Below are 13,101 nucleotides of genomic sequence, written 5' to 3'. Positions count from 1 at the left end.
CAGGAATAGTGCTTCCTCTATGTAAGGAGTGTTTTCATGATAAATCGAACGTTAAAACAAGTAGAGCAGATGGTAAATGGTACGGGATTAGCAGAGCAATATGAGGGAATTACTATACAAGGAGTGTCTATTGATACGAGAAAAATTGAAAAGGGAAACTTATATGTTCCAATTCAAGGTGAACGTTTCGATGGACATGCTTTTGTAGACAAAGCTGTTGAAAATGGTGCTGTGGCGACATTATGGATGAAAGATGTAGCAAATCCACCTGAGAATCTTCCAGTTATTTTTGTAGAAGACACGCTATCGGCATTACAAATGTTAGCGAAAAATTATCGCGATCAATTGGATGTTAAGGTTATTGGTGTGACAGGTAGTAACGGTAAAACATCTACAAAAGATATTGTAACAAGTCTTCTTGCAACTAAATTCAAAGTTCAAAAAACAGAAGGCAACTTCAATAACCATATCGGGTTACCTCTTACTATTTTAAACTTAGAAGAAAATACAGAAGTAGCTGTATTAGAAATGGGTATGTCGAGCCGAGGGGAAATTGAATTTTTATCTAAGTTAGCACGTCCAAATGCAGCTATCATTACGAACATTGGTGAGGCACATTTAATGGACTTAGGCTCTCGTGAGGCGATTGCTGAAGCGAAATTAGAAATTGTGACAGGATTACAAGAAGGTGGAGTATTCGTATATAACGGAGATGAGCCATTATTAACAAATCGTGTTCCTGAAATGAATTTAATAGCGGAAACAGTTACGTTTGGTGACGCTAGAGCAAATGATTACTATCCAACGACTGTAACATTACAGGCAACTGGGACGCACTTTAAAATGAATAGAGAAGAAAATATTTCATTCTATCTACCAGTATTAGGAAAACACAATGTGTACAATACGCTTGCTTCAATGGCGATTGCGAAACATTTCGGTGTAACTTGGGAAGAGATGAAAGAAGGTCTAGTAACACTTCAAATGACAGGCATGCGTATGGAGATTGTAAAAACAAATAGTGGTTTAACAATTATCAATGATGCCTATAATGCAAGTCCAACAGCTATGGAAGCAGCATTCCATTTAATGAATGGTTTAGATGGATTTGCTAAAAAGATTGTTGTACTCGGCGATATGTTAGAGCTTGGAAATCAAGAAGTACAGTTTCATTATGAAGTAGGTAAATTAATCGATCCAGCAAAAATCTCATATGTGTTCACATATGGTAAATTAGGGGCTCAAATTGCTGAAGGAGCGAAAATTAATTTCCCTACTGAGCGTGTAAAAGCGTATGATAATAAAGAAGAGCTAGCGAAAGAGTTACAAGCAGTAGTTGATGTGAAAGATGTTGTATTAATAAAAGCATCTCGCGGTATGAAATTAGAAGAAGTAATTACGATGTTGAAATAATTGGTGTATATAAATAGGGATGATAGATGCGAAAATAGAAGAAACTTATAATAAGCGCTTACAGTAAACATAAAAAAATAAAAGTGAAGAAAAAAACTCTGAATATGAAAATAAGGTAACAGTTGGGTTTGCTTTTTGCACATACAAAACTTATAATTGATAAAGTGTAATAACGTTTAGAAGTATTTTCGCGAAGAATATACGCCCGTTTATATACGTGAGCATTCAGGAAAAGGGCTTTTCCGCAAATTCGGAAAACGCCTTTTTTTAAATGATAAGTATAGGATAGAAAAGGAGAAGTAACATTGACAACATTTCGAGAATTAGGATTAAGTGAATCTTTACTGCAATCTGTTGAAAGTATGGGCTTTGAAGAGGCTACACCGATTCAAGCTGAGACAATTCCACATGCATTGCAAGGTAAAGATATTATTGGGCAAGCACAAACAGGTACAGGGAAAACGGCAGCATTCGGATTACCACTATTAGATAAAGTGGATACAAATAAAGAAGCAGTTCAAGGTATTGTTATCGCGCCAACGCGTGAATTAGCAATTCAAGTTGGAGAAGAGTTATACAAAATTGGTAAACACAAGCGCGTTCGTATTCTACCAATTTATGGTGGTCAAGATATTAACCGCCAAATTCGTGCTCTAAAAAAACACCCACACATTATTGTTGGTACGCCGGGTCGTATTTTAGATCATATTAACCGTAAAACACTTCGTTTACAAAACGTAGAGACTGTTGTTCTTGACGAAGCGGATGAAATGTTAAACATGGGCTTCATTGAAGATATTGAAGCGATTTTAACAGATGTGCCAGAAACACATCAAACATTATTATTCTCAGCGACAATGCCAGATCCAATCCGTCGTATTGCTGAGCGTTTCATGACTGAGCCTCAACACATTAAAGTAAAAGCAAAAGAAGTAACAATGCCAAACATTCAGCAGTTCTATTTAGAAGTGCAAGAAAAGAAAAAGTTTGACGTGTTAACACGCTTACTAGATATTCAATCTCCAGAGCTTGCAATCGTATTCGGTCGTACAAAGCGTCGTGTTGATGAATTATCAGAAGCGTTAAACTTACGTGGTTATGCAGCAGAAGGTATTCACGGTGACTTAACACAAGCGAAGCGTATGTCTGTATTACGTAAATTTAAAGAAGGTGCTATTGAAGTTCTTGTTGCAACAGACGTTGCTGCACGTGGTCTTGATATTTCAGGCGTAACACACGTATATAACTTCGATATCCCACAAGATCCAGAATCATACGTTCACCGTATCGGTCGTACTGGCCGTGCTGGTAAAAAAGGTATTGCAATGCTATTTGTAACACCACGTGAATCAGGACAATTAAAAAATATCGAGCGCACAACAAAACGTAAAGTTGATCGTATGGAAGCACCGACACTTGACGAGGCATTAGAAGGTCAACAACGTTTAATCGCTGAAAAACTTCAAAGCACAATTCAAAATGAGAATTTATCATACTACAAGCGTATTGCAGAAGAAATGTTAGAAGAGAACGACTCTGTAACAGTAGTAGCTGCTGCTTTAAAAATGATGACAAAAGAGCCAGATACAACTCCAATCGCTTTAACATCGGAACCACCAGTTGTTTCAAGAGGTGGCGGTTCTAAAAAACGCGGCGGTAACGGAGGCGGATACCGTGATGGTAACCGTAATCGTAGTCGTGACGGACGCGGCGGTGGCGATGGTCGTAACCGTGATCGCAATCGTGATGGACGCGGTGGTGGCGATGGCCGTAACCGTGATCGCAATCGTGATGGCGGTAGCCGTGGTCGTAAAGGCGAAGGTCAAGGTCGTCCTGGATCTTCAAATGGACGCGGCGAAAGAAAACATCATAGCCGTCCACAAGCTTAATAAAAAAAGAGAATGCCCTTTGCGGGCATTCTCTTTTTTTATTTCTGTAATTGTACATACTACATAATAACTTGTGTAGAAAAGAGGTGCTACATGCTTGTAAGACTTGGGTATGTTGCGATGAGTGTACATGTAAAGAACGCATCTCCATCTCAAACGATGACATATGCGCAGTTTCAACGAATTGATGACCGAGAGGCTGCAATTCGTAAACTTGAAAGAATTGCTAATTCAAATTTAGAAAATTGTTTACGGTTATTGAAGCATAATAAAGGGCATGATATATCTTTCTTTCGGCTTAGTTCCAAGCTCGTTCCATTAGCAAACCATGAGGAGTTGTTAGAGTGGAAATATATACGCCCCTTAAAAGAAAATTTAAAAGTGCTAGGTGATTACGCTATTCGAATGAATATGCGTATTGATTTCCATCCAGATCATTTTGTTGTGCTGAATTCACCTGAGGAGAAAATTTTTAAGCAATCTGTAAAAACATTGCAGATGCATAAAAAATTATTAAAAGGTATGGGAATTGAACATAAGCAACGATGCGTATTACATGTGGGTGGAGGTTATAACGATAAGGAGCTCGCATTAGAACGCTTTATAGAAAATTGGTCAAGTGTTCCAAGAGGTATCCAAGAGATGGTCATATTAGAAAATGATGATACGACCTTTTCTTTAGAAGAAACATTGTATTTAGGTGAAAAGTTAGATATTCCAGTCGTGTTTGATTTGCATCACCATATGATGAATCATGATCGAGAAGATTGGCATGAAGATTGGGCGCGTGTTGTACATACGTGGGAGTCGTCTTTGTTACCAGTGAAAATGCACATTTCTAGTCCTAGAGAAGGGAAAGACCCGAGAGCGCATGCGGACTTTATTGACGTAGATACTTTTTTATCTTTTTTAAAAAAGATAAAGGGAAGTGTTCCGCAAATTGATTGTATGATTGAGGCGAAGAAGAAGGATGAGTCTTTATTTCAATTAATGAGAGATTTAAGTAAACAAACAGAGGTAGAAATTGTCGATGGTGCGAGCTTTTATATTAAATAAGCTCTGCACCATCGAATTTTTTTGCTAATAAAGGAGTGCAAATACCACCAATGATCAATCCTGTTAAATGACTTATAGGGTTAGCGGAGGGATTGAAGAAAGTGAATAGTAGTAATATACATATCATGATTGAAAAAATAGCAATGTCTCTTGAGTTGGAAGAACGATATCGACTATACAATAGAAATAATTGTGCTCCTAGCAATCCAAAAATACCACCAGATGCCCCGGCATGAATATATTCAAGTGGCATAATAAGGTAAGAAGAAATATTTCCAAGAATGCCAGAAAGGAAAAAAATAATGATGAAAGAAAAGTGCCCTAGTTGTTTTTCAATAGAAGAGCCAAGTACAAATAAACAAATACTATTAGAGAGGAAATGTTGTAAGTCTACATGTACAAGTAAGGAAGTTATGAGACGCCACCATTCTCCTTTAGCGATATATTCATTATAGGATGCCATGGGAAAGAGAAAAAAGTCGCCTAACATAATCATGACTAATTGTATGAGAAGTAAAGCGATGACGATTGGTTGTAAGGGAATGCGGACGGATGGCATTAGCATGTTGTTAGTATCACTCCTTTTGCATCAGAAAGATTCTCTGTTATTCTTACAGTATGAAAAAAGAAAGCTAAATAGAAGAAGGGGATTTTGAAATGATTGTAGGGATTGGAATCGATATTATTGAATTGAATCGAATTGAAAAAATGCTAGATGGAAAGCTTAAATTTATGGAGCGTATTTTAACTGAAAGTGAACGTAATGTTGCTAAGGAACTGAAGGGAAGTCGTCTTACAGAGTTTGTAGCTGGAAGATTTGCAGCGAAAGAGGCGTATTCAAAAGCGGTAGGGACTGGTATCGGGAAAGAAGTAAGTTTTTTAGATATTGAAGTAAGAAATGATGATAGAGGTAAGCCGATTGTCGTTACAAGTACAGAGCATATTGTTCATTTATCAATTAGTCATAGTAGGGAATTTGCTGTTGCTCAAGTTGTTTTAGAAAGCTCGTCACGCTAGTCTGCATATTTTATATCTTTGTCTCATATATTTGATGTAGCGATAAGGAAGGCACATCTTCCATTCATTTATAGGGGCAAAGGGGCTGAAGTGATGAAAAGGCGTCTGTTTTTAGTTCTTGTCGGTTTATTAACCGTTTTTGTGTTGGCGGGTTGTATGGAAAAGAAACAAGATGATGTTGTGAGAGATTTAGAGGCGAAAGTAAAAGGGATGAAAAGTTATCAAGCTGAAGCAAAACTATCTATTAAAACAGGGAATGAGCCTCAGGAGTATAAAGTAGAAATATGGCATAAGGAACCTTCTTTTTATCGTGTGAATTTGCAGAATGCGAAGAAAGACCAAAGCCAAATTATTTTAAGGAATGAAGAAGGGGTATTTGTATTAACGCCAGCGCTTAATAAGAGTTTCCGTTTCCAAAGTGATTGGCCACAAAATAGTAGCCAAGCTTATTTATATGAATCCCTTGTGAGAGATATTTTGCAGGATAAGAAAAACCTTACTTTTGAAAAAACAGATAAGTATTATATTTTTAAAACAAAAACAAACTATCAACATCAAAACATGTTACCAAAACAAGAGATTACATTGAAGAAAAGTGATTTAACACCAGTTTCGGTGAAGTTAATGGATAATGATCAAAATGTTCTTGTGAAAGTAGATTTCTCAAAAGTGAAATTTGATGCGAAATTTGATAAAGGTGCATTTGATACGAAACAAAATATGTCTAGAGCGCAAGTAGATGTTCCAACAACGGCGAAAGAAGACAAACCATTTGCGATTTTGTATCCGCGTGATACGCCGCAAGGTATGGTTTTGAAAGATGAAAAAGAGTTGAAGACAGACAGTGGCAAGCGTGCGATACTCACATACACTGGAAGTAAGAAATCCTTTACTTTGATACAAGAAAAGGCAAAAGTTGCAGAGGCTTCGTCAGCGATAAGTGTGAGCGGAGAATTGGTTGATCTTGGCTTTACAATTGGGGCATTGACGAAAGATTCTTTAACGTGGTCGCATAACGGAGTAGAATATATGCTCGTGTCTAAAGGTTTAGAGCCGAAGGAGCTATTAATGGTTGCTCGTTCAGTTACAGAGAAGCAAGTGAAGTAAACTTCTTAGACGTGGTGATATATGTGCACCACGTCTTTTCTTAGTTTGAAGGGTGGATTTCATAAAAGAAGCATATAAAAGAATAAGCTTCGCATATCGTGTATAAGGAAGTGTATTTATGGAAGAAGCACCATTTTACCGTGACACTTGGGTGGAAGTGGATTTAGATGCGATCTATAACAATATTACACACATTAAAAATTTCATTCCAAGTAATGTAGAGATTTTTGCTGTAGTTAAAGCGAATGCATATGGACACGATTATGTACCAGTAGCTAAAACGGCATTAGAAGCAGGGGCGACAAGGTTAGCGGTTGCCTTTTTAGATGAAGCTTTAGTGCTTCGAAGGGCTGGTATTACTGTGCCGATTTTAGTGTTAGGTCCTTCCCCGCCTCGTGATGTCAACGTAGCTGCTGAAAATGATGTAGCGTTAACTGTTTTTCAAAAAGAATGGGTGGATGAAGCGATCAAACTTTGGGATGGTTCATCTATAATGAAATACCATATTAATTTCGATAGTGGCATGGGAAGAATTGGAATACGCGAACGCAAAGAATTAAAAGGGTTTTTAAAGAGTTTAGAAGGTGCACCATTTTTAGAATTAGAAGGAGTTTATACGCATTTTGCAACAGCGGATGAGGTGGAGACTTCTTACTTTGATAAGCAATATAACACATTTTTGCAGCAGTTAAGTTGGTTGAAAGAATTCGGAGTAGATCCTAAGTTTGTCCATACAGCTAATAGTGCTGCAACGCTACGTTTTCAAGGGATTACATTTAATGCAGTACGAATTGGCATTGCGATGTATGGGTTATCCCCATCTGTAGAAATACGCCCTTTTTTACCGTTTAAATTAGAGCCAGCGCTATCATTGCATACGAAAGTTGCTCATATTAAACAGGTGATTAAAGGGGATGGAATTAGTTATAACGTCACTTATCGAACGAAAACGGAAGAATGGATTGCAACCGTTGCAATTGGATATGCAGATGGATGGCTTAGAAGGTTACAAGGGTTTGAAGTGCTTATAAATGGTAAAAGGGTACCGATTGTAGGTCGAGTAACAATGGATCAATTCATGATACATCTTCCTTGTGAAGTGCCGCTTGGTACGAAAGTTACACTCATTGGAAGACAAGGTGATGAGTATATTAGTGCTACTGAGGTTGCTGAATACTCCGGGACCATTAATTATGAGATTATTGCGACGATAAGTTTCCGTGTGCCGAGAATATTTATACGGCATGGTAAGGTTGTAGAGGTAATTAATTATTTGAATAATATATAGAAGGTAGTATGTTTTGCTTCTTGTCATTTGAGAGGACTGTTCATTGGTTAAGAATAAGCTCGTTTTTGATGAGAAGCTTTGTACTTATAGTTACTTTTAACATAATTTAACGTGAATTTTGCGGAGAAACTCTTTCGCTTCTTGTTTGTAATGAGATAAAAAATAAAAGAATATGAATGTTTTGTTTGTGAATTGGAAAACATAAGCAAGGAATAAGGAAGTCTTTGCAACAGGCTCCATACAATGGTATTATTACAATAGGTGTCATATATATATTTGGGTGTGTAGTTGACGGTGGAGGTGTATTTTTGTGTCCGAATCAAGTGTAACTACTGAAATCGTGGTTCGGTTGCCAAAGCAAATGGTAACGGAATTGGACGGAATTGGAAAACAAGAGAATAAGAATCGCCATGAACTAATTTGCCAGGCAACACAACTGTTATTGCGTCAACATAAGACGAAGAAACGCTACCAACATGAATCAATGCGACGTGGGTACATTGAAATGGGAAAAATTAATCTTGGTATTGCATCTGAAGCTTTCTTAGCAGAGTATGAAGCAGCTCATACAGTAGAACGCTTAGTTAGCGGGGGGTAATATTTTGATTGTAAAACGCGGCGACGTGTATTTTGCAGACCTTTCCCCAGTTGTTGGTTCTGAGCAAGGAGGCGTTCGTCCGGTTCTTGTCATTCAAAATGACATCGGAAATCGTTTTAGTCCAACGGTGATTGTAGCGGCTATTACTGCACAGATTCAAAAAGCTAAATTACCCACTCATGTGGAAATTGATGCGAAAAAGTACGGTTTTGAGAGAGATTCTGTTATTTTACTTGAGCAGATTCGAACAATCGATAAGCAGCGCTTAACGGACAAAATCACTCACTTAGATGAAGTGATGATGATTCGTGTAGATGAAGCGCTACAAATTAGTTTAGGACTAATAGATTTTTAAATCGGCAGTTTAAGTTGCTCTCTTTACAGGGCAACTTTTTTTTATTATAGAGGAGGTTACGGTTGTATATGGAAATGGTAGATAATCGACAAGCGTTAATGAAAATGTTAGTGAAGGAATTAGGCTTTACCGAAAAGCAAGTTCGTCATGTTATTCAATTAACAGAAGAAGGTAACACAGTTCCATTTATTGCTCGTTACCGAAAAGAATGGACAGGCTCTTTGGATGAAGTGCAAATTCGTGTAATTTTAGAGAGATGGCAATATATGATGCAGCTTGAAGATAGGAAAGAAGAGGTCCTTCGTCTTATTGATGAGAAGGGGAAACTGACAGAAGAGTTACGTCAGCAAATTGTTAAGGCTGTAAAGTTGCAAGAAGTAGAAGATTTATATCGTCCATATAAAGAGAAAAGAAGAACGAAAGCAACGATTGCGAAAGAAAAAGGACTAGAGCCGTTAGCTGAATGGTTATTGTTATATAAGAAAGAAGATCCAAATCAGAAGGCAGTGGAGTTTATTAACGCAGAGAAAGAAGTACAGTCTGCAGAAGAGGCATTGCAAGGTGCCCAAGACATTATTGCAGAAATCGTTTCAGATGAAGCGGCGTATCGTAGTTGGATTCGAAATGTTACTTTTAGAAAAGGTGTTATGTCTTCGTCCGTAAAAGATGAAGAGAAAGATGAAAAGAATATATATGAAATGTATTACAGTTATGAAGAACCGTTGCAGAAGGTAGTACCGCATCGTGTATTAGCGATGAACCGCGGTGAGAAAGAAGATATATTGAGAGTTTCTGTTGTTCCACCAGTAGATGAGATAGTAACTTTCTTATATAAGAAAGTAATTCGTGATAATGATTCTAAAAGTGCACATTATGTAAAGTTAGCGATTGAGGATGGTTATAAACGATTGATTCAATCCTCTATTGAGAGAGAGATTCGAAAAGAATTAACAGAAACAGCTGAGGAACAAGCGATACATATTTTCTCTGAGAACTTACGTAATTTGTTATTACAACCTCCAATGAAAGGGAAGGTTGTGTTAGCGGTAGATCCTGCATATAGAACGGGTTGTAAATTAGCTATTGTAGACGATACGGGGAAAGTTCTATATATTGATGTTATTTATCCGCATCCACCAGTGCGTAAATATGAAGATGCAAAAACGAAAGTTCTTTCTATTATAGATAAATATCAAGTTGAAATGATTGCGATTGGGAATGGTACAGCTTCTAGAGAATCGGAAGAATTTATAGTTGATGTATTACAAAATGTGAAACAAGAAGTCTTCTATATTATTGTGAACGAGGCTGGTGCGAGTGTGTATTCGGCTTCTGATTTAGCACGTGAGGAATTCCCGGATTTACAGGTTGAAGAAAGAAGTGCTGTTTCTATCGGCAGACGTCTGCAAGATCCGCTTGCTGAACTTGTAAAGATTGACCCTAAATCAGTTGGGGTTGGACAATATCAACATGATGTATCGCAAAAGAGGTTGAATGAATCATTGACGTTTGTAGTAGAGACGGCAGTTAACCAAGTCGGTGTGAATGTAAATACAGCTTCAGTTGCTTTATTACAATATGTTTCGGGTTTATCGAAAACTGTTGCGAAAAATATTGTGGCAAAGCGTGAAGAAGAAGGGAAATTTACAAAACGAACAGACTTAAAGAAAATACCTCGTCTAGGTGCGAAGACATATGAACAATGTATAGGTTTCTTACGTATATTAGAAGGGGCAAATCCGTTAGATAGAACGGGTATTCATCCAGAGCAATATAAAAATGTTGAATTGTTATTGAAGAGTCTAGGGTTATCAAAAGATGATGTAGGGCAGCCGCAGTTGCAAAAGAGCTTAGAAGAAGTGGAGATTTCTAAGTTATCGGAAGAAACGGGAGTTGGAGAACCGACGCTAGTTGATATTATAGATGCACTCATTAGTCCAGAGCGAGACATGAGGGATGAGTTGCCTAAACCGCTTCTGAAAAAAGGGATTTTGAAATTAGAAGATTTAAAACGTGGTATGGAACTGGAAGGAACAGTTCGTAACGTTGTTGATTTTGGCGCTTTTGTTGATGTAGGTGTAAAACAAGATGGTTTAGTACATATTTCTAAACTGAGTAAACAGTATGTGAAGCATCCGTTAGATATTGTATCTGTCGGACAAATCGTCAAAGTATGGGTAGATGATATTGATACGAAAAAAGGTCGCGTTGCACTATCTATGTTGCCGATTGAATAGTAAGAGAAGAGAGCAGATGAAACTGCTCTTTTTTTATGGGATAAAATGTGTAATGGATTATGAGCTTTGGTGTATTTTGCTATAATAAAACCAGCACTCATTTAGTAATTTAATTTGATGCCGGTTTTTTTCAAAATATGCGCGTTGCATTTGTTTTTTTAGCCACGTAGGCATAGGAATCCCTCCTTGTTTAATCCTACTCTCAAAAATCTAAGGTACTATTGATGAGAGGTTGGTGAGTGGATTTCTATTTATGCTATGTTTTTAGAAACCACGCTTCTTGAATGAGGATGGGTATATGTACTATTTAATATATGTATAAGGGAGGAGAAAAGTGTAAAAATATTTTTTAGTTTAGGAGGAATGAGAGTGGATGCGCAAGAAATACAGCGTCTGGTGGAAGAAGTATCACTACAATACTTCGGAATGCCATTTTTACATAAAGCTATGTTTAATAGTAGGTTGCGTACAACTGGTGGACGTTATCTATTGAATACACACAATATTGAACTGAATTATCGATATTACGAAATATATGGGAAAGAAGAGTTAGTCGGAATCATTAAACATGAGCTTTGTCATTATCACTTACATATTACAGGAAGGGGCTATAAGCACCGGGATAGAGATTTTCGTGAATTGTTAAAAGAAGTTGATGCGCCACGCTTCTGTAAACGAATAATTAATGAAGAGAAGAAAAAGAAGGTTTATACGTATGAATGTATGGGCTGTTTGCTTCAATATGTAAGAAGACGTCAAATAAATACCAAAAGATATGTCTGCGGAAAGTGTAAGGGAAAACTGAAGCTGATAAAGAAAACATCTTGACAGTGAAAACGCAATCCAGTATATTATAAACATGTCACGTGTGTACAAGATGCTGTGAAAAAACATCTTGACTTACGATGAGAAATTTTATAAGATACAAATTGTCTTTATTATTCCGCAGTAGCTCAGTGGTAGAGCTATCGGCTGTTAACCGATCGGTCGTAGGTTCGAGTCCTACCTGCGGAGCCATACAGAGAAGTACCCAAGTGGCTCAAGGGGCTCCCCTGCTAAGGGAGTAGATCGCTAACGCGGTGCGAGGGTTCGAATCCCTTCTTCTCTGCCATATATACTGGCCCGTTGGTCAAGTGGTTAAGACACCGCCCTTTCACGGCGGTAACACGGGTTCGAATCCCGTACGGGTCACCACTTCGGAGGATTAGCTCAGCTGGGAGAGCACCTGCCTTACAAGCAGGGGGTCGGCGGTTCGATCCCGTCATCCTCCACCATATAAATTATATAAGTAGTATTATCGCGGGGTGGAGCAGCACGGTAGCTCGTCGGGCTCATAACCCGAAGGTCGCAGGTTCAAATCCTGTCCCCGCAACCAAATGGTCCCGTGGTGTAGTGGTTAACATGCCTGCCTGTCACGCAGGAGATCGCCGGTTCGACCCCGGTCGGGACCGCCATTTTAACTTCTGCTATTTGGCAGTTGTTTTTTATTGGACATTATGTTACAATAACTTTTGTCTTTGAAAAGAAGATAAACATTTCGATGGGCTATAGCCAAGCGGTAAGGCAACGGACTTTGACTCCGTCATGCGCTGGTTCGAATCCAGCTAGCCCAGCCATTTACGAGCCATTAGCTCAGTTGGTAGAGCATCTGACTTTTAATCAGAGGGTCGAAGGTTCGAATCCTTCATGGCTCACTTTTGTTTTTTCCGCGCGGTCGTGGCGGAACGGCAGACGCGCTAGGTTGAGGGCCTAGTGGGGGAAACCCCGTGGAGGTTCAAGTCCTCTCGGCCGCATCAAAAATCTTTTTTAAAAAGTACTTGCATTTGAAAATGTAGTATGATAAGATAATTGAGTCGCCAAAATACAACGACGAAAAAACATCATGAATAAGCGCCCGTAGCTCAATTGGATAGAGCGTTTGACTACGGATCAAGAGGTTAGGGGTTCGACTCCTCTCGGGCGCGCCATAACGGGAAGTGGCTCAGCTTGGTAGAGCACCTGGTTTGGGACCAGGGGGTCGCAGGTTCAAATCCTGTCTTCCCGACCACGCGGGTGTAGTTTAGTGGTAAAACAAGAGCCTTCCAAGCTCTGGTCGAGAGTTCGATTCTCTTCACCCGCTTTTAGTTCTTTGAAAACTGAAC

General features: G+C 38.5%; 12 protein-coding genes and 12 tRNA genes. 22 read left to right on the top strand and 2 right to left on the bottom strand.

The window, feature by feature from the left end:
* Nucleotides 1-36: 36 nt before the first annotated feature.
* The 3 genes from murF (at nt 37) to uvsE (ending at nt 4,358) form a co-directional block, all read left to right on the top strand.
* Nucleotides 37-1,413, top strand: coding sequence for a UDP-N-acetylmuramoyl-tripeptide--D-alanyl-D-alanine ligase (gene murF / locus K5S59_RS15060; RefSeq protein WP_000610685.1), 1,377 nt, complete (start codon nt 37-39; stop codon nt 1,411-1,413).
* 305 nt (nt 1,414-1,718) lie between these two features.
* Nucleotides 1,719-3,302 (top strand): degradosome RNA helicase CshA, encoded by a 1,584-nt coding sequence (gene cshA / locus K5S59_RS15055; protein WP_000206603.1) that lies wholly within the window; start codon nt 1,719-1,721, stop codon nt 3,300-3,302.
* Between the two features lie 93 nt (nt 3,303-3,395).
* The gene (uvsE, locus tag K5S59_RS15050; RefSeq protein ID WP_097845755.1) at nt 3,396-4,358 is read left to right on the top strand and encodes a UV DNA damage repair endonuclease UvsE; all 963 of its coding nucleotides are present in this window, start codon (nt 3,396-3,398) and stop codon (nt 4,356-4,358) included.
* Here uvsE and K5S59_RS15045 read toward each other — a convergent pair.
* Nucleotides 4,351-4,923: a rhomboid family intramembrane serine protease gene (locus K5S59_RS15045; RefSeq protein WP_000928973.1), complete on the bottom strand. Its 573-nt coding sequence runs from the start codon at nt 4,921-4,923 to the stop codon at nt 4,351-4,353. The two genes, uvsE and K5S59_RS15045, sit on opposite strands and share 8 nt — an antisense overlap.
* Nucleotides 4,924-5,015: 92 nt before the next feature.
* Here K5S59_RS15045 and acpS point away from each other — a divergent pair, with 92 nt between their 5' ends.
* From acpS to K5S59_RS15015, 6 genes are all read left to right on the top strand, one after another.
* Complete coding sequence (gene acpS / locus K5S59_RS15040; protein ID WP_000635045.1) at nt 5,016-5,375, top strand: holo-ACP synthase; 360 nt, start codon at nt 5,016-5,018, stop codon at nt 5,373-5,375.
* Between the two features lie 156 nt (nt 5,376-5,531).
* Complete coding sequence (locus tag K5S59_RS15035) at nt 5,532-6,482, top strand: LolA family protein (RefSeq protein ID WP_033656280.1); 951 nt, start codon at nt 5,532-5,534, stop codon at nt 6,480-6,482.
* Between the two features lie 118 nt (nt 6,483-6,600).
* Nucleotides 6,601-7,770, top strand: a complete 1,170-nt coding sequence (gene alr, locus K5S59_RS15030; RefSeq protein WP_000390589.1) for an alanine racemase — start codon at nt 6,601-6,603, stop codon at nt 7,768-7,770.
* A gap of 310 nt (nt 7,771-8,080) precedes the next feature.
* On the top strand, nt 8,081-8,368 hold the full coding sequence (locus K5S59_RS15025; RefSeq protein ID WP_000004570.1) for an antitoxin EndoAI: 288 nt from the start codon (nt 8,081-8,083) through the stop codon (nt 8,366-8,368).
* Between the two features lie 4 nt (nt 8,369-8,372).
* Nucleotides 8,373-8,723, top strand: a complete 351-nt coding sequence (gene ndoA, locus K5S59_RS15020) for a type II toxin-antitoxin system endoribonuclease NdoA (protein WP_000635963.1) — start codon at nt 8,373-8,375, stop codon at nt 8,721-8,723.
* Between the two features lie 68 nt (nt 8,724-8,791).
* A complete protein-coding gene (locus K5S59_RS15015) occupies nt 8,792-10,960 on the top strand; it encodes a Tex family protein (RefSeq protein ID WP_120449371.1) in 2,169 nt (722 codons plus the stop codon).
* Nucleotides 10,961-11,017: 57 nt separating this feature from the next.
* Here K5S59_RS15015 and cmpA read toward each other — a convergent pair whose 3' ends face one another.
* On the bottom strand, nt 11,018-11,134 hold the full coding sequence (gene cmpA / locus K5S59_RS15010; RefSeq protein WP_001143639.1) for a cortex morphogenetic protein CmpA: 117 nt from the start codon (nt 11,132-11,134) through the stop codon (nt 11,018-11,020).
* Between the two features lie 195 nt (nt 11,135-11,329).
* On the opposite strand from cmpA, the gene K5S59_RS15005 reads away from it, so the two are divergent.
* The 13 genes from K5S59_RS15005 to K5S59_RS14945 all read left to right on the top strand — a co-directional run bounded on the left by K5S59_RS15005 (nt 11,330) and on the right by K5S59_RS14945 (nt 13,079).
* On the top strand, nt 11,330-11,788 hold the full coding sequence (locus K5S59_RS15005; protein ID WP_000339982.1) for a SprT family protein: 459 nt from the start codon (nt 11,330-11,332) through the stop codon (nt 11,786-11,788).
* Between the two features lie 114 nt (nt 11,789-11,902).
* Nucleotides 11,903-11,977, top strand: a tRNA-Asn gene (locus tag K5S59_RS15000).
* 3 nt (nt 11,978-11,980) lie between these two features.
* A tRNA-Ser gene (locus K5S59_RS14995) sits at nt 11,981-12,071 on the top strand.
* Between the two features lie 8 nt (nt 12,072-12,079).
* A tRNA-Glu gene (locus tag K5S59_RS14990) sits at nt 12,080-12,154 on the top strand.
* A gap of 4 nt (nt 12,155-12,158) precedes the next feature.
* Nucleotides 12,159-12,234, top strand: a tRNA-Val gene (locus tag K5S59_RS14985).
* 24 nt (nt 12,235-12,258) lie between these two features.
* Nucleotides 12,259-12,335: transfer RNA gene (locus tag K5S59_RS14980), tRNA-Met, on the top strand.
* A 3-nt stretch (nt 12,336-12,338) separates the two neighbouring features.
* Nucleotides 12,339-12,414 (top strand) — tRNA-Asp (locus tag K5S59_RS14975).
* A gap of 87 nt (nt 12,415-12,501) precedes the next feature.
* Nucleotides 12,502-12,576 (top strand) — tRNA-Gln (locus K5S59_RS14970).
* Between the two features lie 5 nt (nt 12,577-12,581).
* Nucleotides 12,582-12,654: transfer RNA gene (locus tag K5S59_RS14965), tRNA-Lys, on the top strand.
* A gap of 16 nt (nt 12,655-12,670) precedes the next feature.
* Nucleotides 12,671-12,753 (top strand) — tRNA-Leu (locus tag K5S59_RS14960).
* Between the two features lie 97 nt (nt 12,754-12,850).
* Nucleotides 12,851-12,927: transfer RNA gene (locus tag K5S59_RS14955), tRNA-Arg, on the top strand.
* 3 nt (nt 12,928-12,930) lie between these two features.
* Nucleotides 12,931-13,007, top strand: a tRNA-Pro gene (locus K5S59_RS14950).
* A gap of 1 nt (nt 13,008) precedes the next feature.
* Nucleotides 13,009-13,079 (top strand) — tRNA-Gly (locus tag K5S59_RS14945).
* Nucleotides 13,080-13,101: the final 22 nt, after the last annotated feature.

The sequence above is a fragment of the Bacillus sp. BML-BC051 genome (genome assembly GCF_019656175.1).
Taxonomy (GTDB): Bacteria; Bacillota; Bacilli; order Bacillales; family Bacillaceae_G; genus Bacillus_A; species Bacillus_A mobilis.
The sequence above is the reverse complement of the archived record's forward strand: the minus strand, read 5'-3'. Positions and strand labels throughout refer to the sequence as shown.

What these genes read in the sequence shown, in the direction of transcription:
- K5S59_RS15015 (WP_120449371.1), top strand. Translation starts at nt 8,792, where the DNA reads ATGGAAATGGTAGATAATCGACAAGCGTTAATGAAAATGTTAGTGAAG.
- uvsE (WP_097845755.1), top strand. Translation starts at nt 3,396, where the DNA reads ATGCTTGTAAGACTTGGGTATGTTGCGATGAGTGTACATGTAAAGAAC.
- K5S59_RS15045 (WP_000928973.1), bottom strand. Translation starts at nt 4,923, where the DNA reads ATGCTAATGCCATCCGTCCGCATTCCCTTACAACCAATCGTCATCGCT.
- murF (WP_000610685.1), top strand. Translation starts at nt 37, where the DNA reads ATGATAAATCGAACGTTAAAACAAGTAGAGCAGATGGTAAATGGTACG.
- K5S59_RS15035 (WP_033656280.1), top strand. Translation starts at nt 5,532, where the DNA reads ATGGAAAAGAAACAAGATGATGTTGTGAGAGATTTAGAGGCGAAAGTA.
- alr (WP_000390589.1), top strand. Translation starts at nt 6,601, where the DNA reads ATGGAAGAAGCACCATTTTACCGTGACACTTGGGTGGAAGTGGATTTA.
- cmpA (WP_001143639.1), bottom strand. Translation starts at nt 11,134, where the DNA reads ATGCCTACGTGGCTAAAAAAACAAATGCAACGCGCATATTTTGAAAAA.
- acpS (WP_000635045.1), top strand. Translation starts at nt 5,016, where the DNA reads ATGATTGTAGGGATTGGAATCGATATTATTGAATTGAATCGAATTGAA.